A 7,268-nucleotide genomic window follows, 5' to 3' on the forward strand; every position below is an offset into this window, starting at 1 on the left:
CTCGCATTTACCCTTCACGGAAAAACTATGCTTTTACAAGAAAAAGAATCAGGCGACTTGATTGAAATCCTCGATGTAGAGGCTTTACTCAGCCCTACAAAACAAGAAGTGCCGGGAAAAAATCAAGCTGGTCAAGAAGAGCAAGAGACAGCAACTTTTCCAAAAAGTAATTTAGTCTTTCCTTCCGGTGAAAATTTGCCGCGCTGTTGGACTGAGGAAAATTATCAAACTCATTGATTCCACTGATTCTCCCCATCCCCTTTAACAAGGGGGCGAGGGGAAGCTAGGGGTAGGAACAGGGCACATAGGTGTCAACTTAACCCGAAAAATCGCTCTGAGACTGAAGTCCCTGTCTAAAAGTTCGTAGTGGGGACTTCCGTCTCCGATTGACTAATTAAATAATTGTGGACTAAAGTTTTTACTACAAAATAGTTTTTTGGAATAAGTCTAATAACTCACAACAAATAAGTTATGCAATTGCAAGCAGTAATTCTCGATATTGACGGTACTCTGACGCTCAGCAATGACGCCCACGCTCAAGCTTGGGTGGAGGCATTTGCCGCTTACGGCTACGAGGTGCCGTTTGAGAAAGTTCGCCCGCTAATTGGTATGGGAGGCGACAAAGTTATACCCCAAATGGTATCAGAACTTTCCGACGAAGCAGGCGACGGGAAAAAGATTGCACAGCGGCGTAAAGAACTGATTATTAACCGCTTTTCTCCCGATCTTTCTCCAACCCCCGGTTCGCGGGATTTGCTGTTAAAAATGCAGAAAGAAGGATTGCGGCTAATTATTGCTACTTCAGCTACCACCGAAGAACTTTCCGGTTTGCTGAAAGCTGCACAAGTTGACGATTTATTGGATCAAGCGCAAGCGGCGACATCGAGTGATGCGGAAGCTTCTAAACCGGAACCGGATATTGTGGAAGCTGCTTTGAGCAAATTGCAGATGGAAGCGAGTCAGACTGTGATGTTAGCTGATACTCCTTACGATATCGAAGCTGCGGGCAAGTGCGGGGTGCCAGTAATTGCTTTTCGGTGCGGAGGTTTCGATGATGCTTCGCTGGCAAATGCTGCGGAAATTTACGATCACCCTGCTGATTTGTTGGCGCATTATGACGATTCTCTTTTAGGGAAAAAGGAATTGGTAGCGCGTTGAAGTAATCTGGCTAACTGCGGGGAATCGCCCCTAAAGTAGCCTAATCGGTTACGATCCGATCGACTTGATGGGCTTCTGTGCGATCGGGAATATCCAGCCGCGCAGCTAATTTGCGAATGACTGCTTCCGGTACTGTTGCTGTGCGCGATCGATTCCGCTGCCCTATTTCTTCTAGAGGTACTTCCAGATAAACAATGCGAATTCGCGCTTGGTAAGCAGCAAAAAAATTAATTAATTGCTGCCGCATTTGTTTAGTTGTATTCGTGGCGTTCCACACAAAAGAACGCCCCTCATTCATGTATTCGCGCGCTTTTTGTTTGGCTGCTGTCACCACATTTCCAGGTGTTTCGTTGGGAGACACATTCATCTCTTTTCGCAGTGCATCCAGCGAGATTACTGGCAAATCTGGGAGATTTTTCCGAATCCAATAATCTTTACCGCTTCCTGGCAATCCCGACATCAAAATTACTTCGCATTTAGTGTCGTCAAATGCTTCGTAATCTGGGTTTCCATTCTCTTTGCGGAAGTAGATAAATCGGCTGTGTGCGGAGGGGAATTGTCGGGGAGAATCCAAACAATTATTTTCTTGACAAAACTCCCGAAATAGTTGTATTTTATCGAGTAATTCTTGTTTGTCGCTACACTGTCGGCCGCGCACGTCTGCTTCGGCTAAAAGTGCGAGGAAATCGCAGCGGACAACTTGACTGACTTTAATTACAGACTGCTGGGGGTTGGGTTTATCGATCAGCCAGATGGGTAAACTGCCGAATTGGACGATCGCCACAACAGTTTCGCGAATCTCAAACTGCACTGGTGGCTCGAATTGAGATAAAATTTGTCTAACCATCCTCGCACCTTGGCGGGCGTGACCTTTTGAGCTAATTCTGCCGTCCGCTTCTATTTTTGTAAAGGCTGGTTTGGCGACATCGTGCAGCAAAGCGGCGGCAAAAAGTATCGATCGTTCTTTTTCGGGAAGTTGCCGCCAATTCGGGGATGAGATTAATGCTTCGCAGACCATTCTGGTATGAATTAAAACATCTCCTTCGGCGTGATAAATCGGGTCTTGCTGACATCCTTTTAAGTTTTGAATCCAATCGAAATGATTTTGAATGCTGTCCCAATCCAGAAACCAATCGGGCGGTTGGGGACAAAAGGGAAAAGTCCAAGGCGGCGCTAACAGTGTATTCATAACTTTACTTGTTGGATCTGACTGAACAACTCATCCTTCCTATGGGAGAGGACTTTAGCTTTGAGTCAGGGGTTTAAACCCCTGCCGGACTTCGGGAAGGAGCGTGGAAATTTGACGCCAATGGTCGGCAGTTTTTACTTTACTCACATTTTGCACCATTCTCAATTACTTGTTTAGGAACAGGCTTTTCGGCCTGTTCCACAATAAAACTCATTCTTTGTGGAACGGGCATCTTGCCCGTTCTTGACAATGGTGCAAGATATTAGGAACAGGCTTTTCGGCCTGTTCCACAATAAAACTCATTCTTTGTGGAACGGGCATCTTGCCCGTTCTTGACAATGGTGCAAGATATCTGTTTATAAACTAAAATTAAATAAATCTGCGCCGGGACGCAGAATATTGGGTACAATTGGGCGATTTAGCCAATGTCCTTCGGCGTTTTTAATCGCTGTTAAAAAGCTGGCACGCACGTACTTGTAACGCGCCTTGACAATTCCGTCTTCCTCTACTTTAATATACAAACCTTCCATAATATCGCTCTTGTCAGTCTCTTTCAAGCATCGTTCTTCATCTAATCCCAATTCCCCGCAGTACAAACGCAACCGTTCCAAATGTCCGGGTTGAATAAAATGAGATTTTTCCATAAACGGCATCATTTGCTTGGGAGATTTCAGCACTCCAGAAAACAACACGGGAACGGACACTAACGGCAGTCCTGTTAACAACTTCTGGCGGGCTTCTGTACTCAGAAATTGACTGGTTTCTAAGTCCAGCACGTCGTATTCCATAAAATAGTGCGGCAAAAAATCATAAAAAACAGTGTGTTTCGCATAAAGCCATTCGCCGTAAAGAATGTAGCGATTTCCCAGCACTTCTCCCAGGGTTCCGCTGAGACTGAAAGCCCACTGTTTGAATAAGTTAAAATGTTTTTCCCTCGGCCCGCCGGTGAGATAGTGGCCGCGACTTTGCAGCAGCATTTGTCCATCTGGTGCGAAGCTGATGCCTGTATTAGCGCCGTCTACCTTTTCTTCTATAATTAGAGGGCGATCGATCACAGCGCTAAATGGCACGCTGTCGAGGTCTTCATCACCCGGCTGGAAACGCGAACCTTCGATGTGATAAGTTCTAGGATATTTAACAATTTTGAGCATCAGCCAATCCCTTTGAGATTTGAGACTTTAGAGGCGACCCAATCTATTTAACCATTATAATGGAATTATCACAAAGGAGCGTGTAAGTTGAAAAGTCAAAGTTTCCAAAGCATATCATCGGCCCTCGCTGGGATTCTATTAGTAGGCGCGCTACTCCTAGGACTAAACTCTTTTGTCGTCATCAATCCAGGTGAAGCAGGGGTAGTCAGTGTTTTAGGAAAAGCCACAGATGGAGCATTGTTAGAGGGGTTTCACCTCAGACCCCCGCTAATATCCAAGGTAGATGTGTACGATGTAACAGTGCAAAAATTTGAAGTTCCCGCCCAGAGTGCTACTAAAGACCTTCAGGATTTAAATGCCAGTTTTGCGATAAACTTTCGCCTCGATCCTGCGAGAATAGTTGATGTCCGAAGGACTCAAGGAACTTTGGAGAATATAGTCTCAAAAATTATTGCTCCTCAGACGCAAGAAGCATTTAAAACAGCGGCTGCACTGAGAACCGCCGAACAATCTATTACTCAAAGAAGTGAACTGAAGCGAGACTTTGATACGGCGCTGAAGGAAAGGCTATCAAAGTATGATGTAATCGTACTCGATACGAGCGTTGTTAACATTCGATTCTCCACAGATTTTGCGAAAGCGGTTGAGGAGAAACAGGTCGCTGAACAGCGGGCGCAAAGGGCTGTTTATGTGGCTCAGGAAGCCGAACAACAGGCTCAAGCTGATATTAACCGCGCTCAAGGTAGGGCTGAAGCTCAAAGACTTTTGGCTGAAACTTTGAAGGCTCAAGGCGGCAATTTAGTGCTGCAAAAAGAGGCGATCGAAGCTTGGAGAAGCGGCGGCGCTCAGATGCCAAAAGTGCTGGTTATGGGCGAAGGTTCGAGTCGGGTTCCTTTCATTTTTAATATGAACGATATTCAGGAAGAACCCGATCGCCCGCCAGTGACCAACAATTAAAATATGACTGAGGGTAACAAACCCGGTGTCTGGGAAAATATTGGCTTTACTAACCAGAAATCTCGCAATAAACCGGGTTCCCTCAGAAAGCACACATAAGTTTTATGAGAGTTGCCGGAATATGGTACACTTCTGAAAGCCACAATATAACGACAGTTTGAAACCTGTCGCTATAAAAGCGAAGTCCGCAATTAACACGCAGGCAACACACTCATTTTAGGAACCAGGAGAAATCATGACCCGCGCTATAATGGAAACCGACAAAGGCACAATCAATTTGGACTTGTTCGATGCGGATGCGCCTAACACAGTGAAGAATTTTGTTGACTTGGCGGAAAAAGGTTTTTACGATGGATTGGCCTTTCACCGAGTCATTCCTAACTTTATGATTCAAGGTGGCTGTCCAAAAGGCAATGGAACTGGCGGCCCCGGCTACAAAATCAAGTGTGAAATTAACTCCCACAAACATGAGGCAGGAACTTTATCGATGGCTCACGCAGGCCGCGATACGGGTGGCAGCCAATTCTTTATTTGCCATTCTCCCCAGTCTCATCTAGATGGAGTTCACACAACTTTTGGCAAAACTGAGGATATGTCTGTCGTCAATGCTATCCGCCAAGGTGACAAGATTATTTCGCTCAAAATTGAGCATTAATTTTCTCTAATTAGTGGCGTTTGCAATAAGGAATTTAGTCCTTATTGCAAACAAAACGTGTGAAATTTAAGACTTTTAAAATCTCAAATTTATGACCAATAATTTCTTGATGGTACCCGCCCCGTGATTTATCCTGGGAATCAATCCCAAATCCAAAATCCTTGCATCCTCAAGCCCCCGGATTTATCCGTGGTGTCAATCTAAAATCTAAAATCTAAAATCTAAAATCGAATGACTGTTATCAATGATTCTGCTGTGGTGGCTGAGTTAACTGAACTATATTTAAAATACGAAAAAGCTCTTTGTACGAATGATATTGAAACTCTCGATAATTTGTTCTGGGATGCGCCGGAAGTTGTGCGGTTTGGGGTGACGGAGAACCTGTACGGGAGTGATGAGGTGAGGGCTTTTCGCAAAGGACGATCGCCTGTAAATGTCGATCGAGAAATGTTCAACCTCAAAGTCGTGACATTCGATGCAGACACGGCGGCTGTGACGCTGGAATTTCGCCGTGTAATGGATGGAGTGGTGCGGCTGGGGCGGCAAAGTCAGATGTGGCGCAAGTTTCCTCAAGGGTGGAAGATTGTTTCCGCTCACGTTTCTTTGTTGCCGGTGTAAATGTTATGTCATTTCCCTTGAATTGCCCGTAATGAAATTCTGTCGATCGGGCGGGGCGGGTTTATAGATATTATGGATGTGAATTACAGATTGTTTGTGAAACCCGCCCCTACAAGTATTGTGGTTAATTTACCTGACAGCATATTAAAGGTAAGAAAACAATATATTCAAATGTAAAATTAGTATTTTAATTTGATTATTGTTGAGCCATTCTATTCGGCATATATTCTTTTTTTCCTTTACTATTAGTACCTCTGATTTTTTCCCGCTCCCCTCCCCTAATACAGTTCATACTTGAGCAAAGTACACGGAATCGAGCCATTGAAAACAGGAATTCGCCGCGATGTTCTGAGTCCAACCTTTTTCCCCAACTCCTTATTTCCAGTCAAAATAAACGCATTCCAACCTTTAAAACGATTCTTGAAAATATCCCCCAACATCTTGTACAAATCTCCCAATTCGCTAGCATCTCCCAGGCGCTCTCCGTAGGGAGGATTGCAAATCAAAACGCCTCTGTCTGCGGGGGCTTCCAACTGAGATAACTCGGTTTGAGCAAACTGAATCTTACCGGAAATACCAGCTTGCTGCGCGTTCGTGCGAGCTTGAGTTAACATATCGGAATCGCGATCGCACCCTGCAATCACCTCTTTCAGTTCCGGTAACTCACTATTTTCCGCTTCGGCCCACAATTTATCCCACAAAGGTTCGTCAAAATCCCGCCAACTCATAAATCCAAACTTTTCTCGAAACAATCCCGGTGCAATATTCAAGCCCTTTAACGTCGCTTCCAAAGGCAAAGTTCCCGAACCGCACATCGGGTCTAAAAACGGCAAATCTGGCGTCCATTCTGCCATCTCCAACAAAGCCGCAGCTAGGGTTTCTTTGAGGGGAGCAAGCCCCATCGCCGGTCGATATCCCCGGCGGTGCAAACTGCCGCCAGAACTGTCTAAACTTAAAATAGCTCTATCTTGATGAATGTGAAGGTTAATTAGTAAATCGGGATGCTCTACATCGACATTAGAACGCTTGTTAAATTGAAGGCGCTGTTGGTCGGCGATCGCATTTTTGACCTGCAAAGCTGTAAAGTGAGTGTGGTTCAACTTTTCGTTGCCGCCGGTACAGTTTACTGCTAAAGTATTTTCGGGATATAAGTATTCGTCCCAAGGGATTTTCTGCACTTCGCGGTAGAGCATATCCGAGTTGTAACACCGGAATTCGGCGATCGGCATTAGCACTCGAAAAATTGTTCTCGACCAAAGATTGACGCGGTACAATAAAGCCCGATCGCCCGCAAAGTAAACCCCAGTAAAATCTGGCTTGACATCCTGAGCCCCTAAACGTTCTAATTCTTGGGCGGCAATTGTTTCTAAACCGCGCGCAACAGTAGCAAAATATTGATTCATTGATAATTGGCAATTGGTAATTGGGAATTGTTACTAACAACAGACACCAGACTGATGACTATAATAGCTGGTTTTCATCCTAACTATCAAAATAAATACTCTACCTTCACGATAAATAACTCGCATTAATCTGGGTG

At 44.8% G+C, this 7,268-nt stretch carries 8 protein-coding genes; 5 read left to right on the plus strand and 3 right to left on the minus strand.

The genetic code is table 11. The features are described 5' to 3' along the window. The first annotated feature begins 27 nt into the window (after window positions 1-27). Both QUB16_RS02460 and QUB16_RS02465 read left to right on the plus strand, forming a co-directional pair. Window positions 28-237: an acetyltransferase gene (locus QUB16_RS02460; RefSeq protein WP_333313772.1), complete on the plus strand. Its 210-nt coding sequence runs from the start codon at window positions 28-30 to the stop codon at window positions 235-237. A 234-nt stretch (window positions 238-471) separates the two neighbouring features. Then, on the plus strand, window positions 472-1,158 hold the full coding sequence (locus QUB16_RS02465) for an HAD family hydrolase (RefSeq protein ID WP_333313774.1): 687 nt from the start codon (window positions 472-474) through the stop codon (window positions 1,156-1,158). A 40-nt stretch (window positions 1,159-1,198) separates the two neighbouring features. On the opposite strand, the gene QUB16_RS02470 is transcribed toward QUB16_RS02465, so the two are convergent. Together QUB16_RS02470 and QUB16_RS02475 are read right to left on the minus strand one after the other, a co-directional pair. Beyond that, entirely contained in the window at window positions 1,199-2,347 is a 1,149-nt protein-coding gene (locus QUB16_RS02470; protein WP_333313776.1) for an AAA family ATPase, read from the minus strand. Between the two features lie 356 nt (window positions 2,348-2,703). After that, on the minus strand, window positions 2,704-3,498 hold the full coding sequence (locus QUB16_RS02475) for an RNA ligase family protein (protein ID WP_333313778.1): 795 nt from the start codon (window positions 3,496-3,498) through the stop codon (window positions 2,704-2,706). A gap of 87 nt (window positions 3,499-3,585) precedes the next feature. On the opposite strand from QUB16_RS02475, the gene QUB16_RS02480 reads away from it, so the two are divergent. The 3 genes from QUB16_RS02480 (at window position 3,586) to hpxZ (ending at window position 5,728) form a co-directional block, all read left to right on the plus strand. Further along, complete coding sequence (locus QUB16_RS02480; protein ID WP_333313779.1) at window positions 3,586-4,455, plus strand: prohibitin family protein; 870 nt, start codon at window positions 3,586-3,588, stop codon at window positions 4,453-4,455. Between the two features lie 235 nt (window positions 4,456-4,690). Further along, entirely contained in the window at window positions 4,691-5,110 is a 420-nt protein-coding gene (locus tag QUB16_RS02485; RefSeq protein WP_333313781.1) for a peptidylprolyl isomerase, read from the plus strand. A 231-nt stretch (window positions 5,111-5,341) separates the two neighbouring features. Continuing rightward, the gene (gene hpxZ / locus QUB16_RS02490) at window positions 5,342-5,728 is read left to right on the plus strand and encodes an oxalurate catabolism protein HpxZ (RefSeq protein ID WP_333238906.1); all 387 of its coding nucleotides are present in this window, start codon (window positions 5,342-5,344) and stop codon (window positions 5,726-5,728) included. Window positions 5,729-6,006: 278 nt separating this feature from the next. Here hpxZ and QUB16_RS02495 read toward each other — a convergent pair whose 3' ends face one another. Continuing rightward, window positions 6,007-7,131: a THUMP domain-containing protein gene (locus QUB16_RS02495; RefSeq protein ID WP_333313782.1), complete on the minus strand. Its 1,125-nt coding sequence runs from the start codon at window positions 7,129-7,131 to the stop codon at window positions 6,007-6,009. Window positions 7,132-7,268 lie beyond the last annotated feature (137 nt).

It is taken from the genome of Microcoleus sp. D3_18a_C4 (assembly GCF_036702415.1).
Lineage (GTDB): Bacteria > Cyanobacteriota > Cyanobacteriia > Cyanobacteriales > Microcoleaceae > Microcoleus.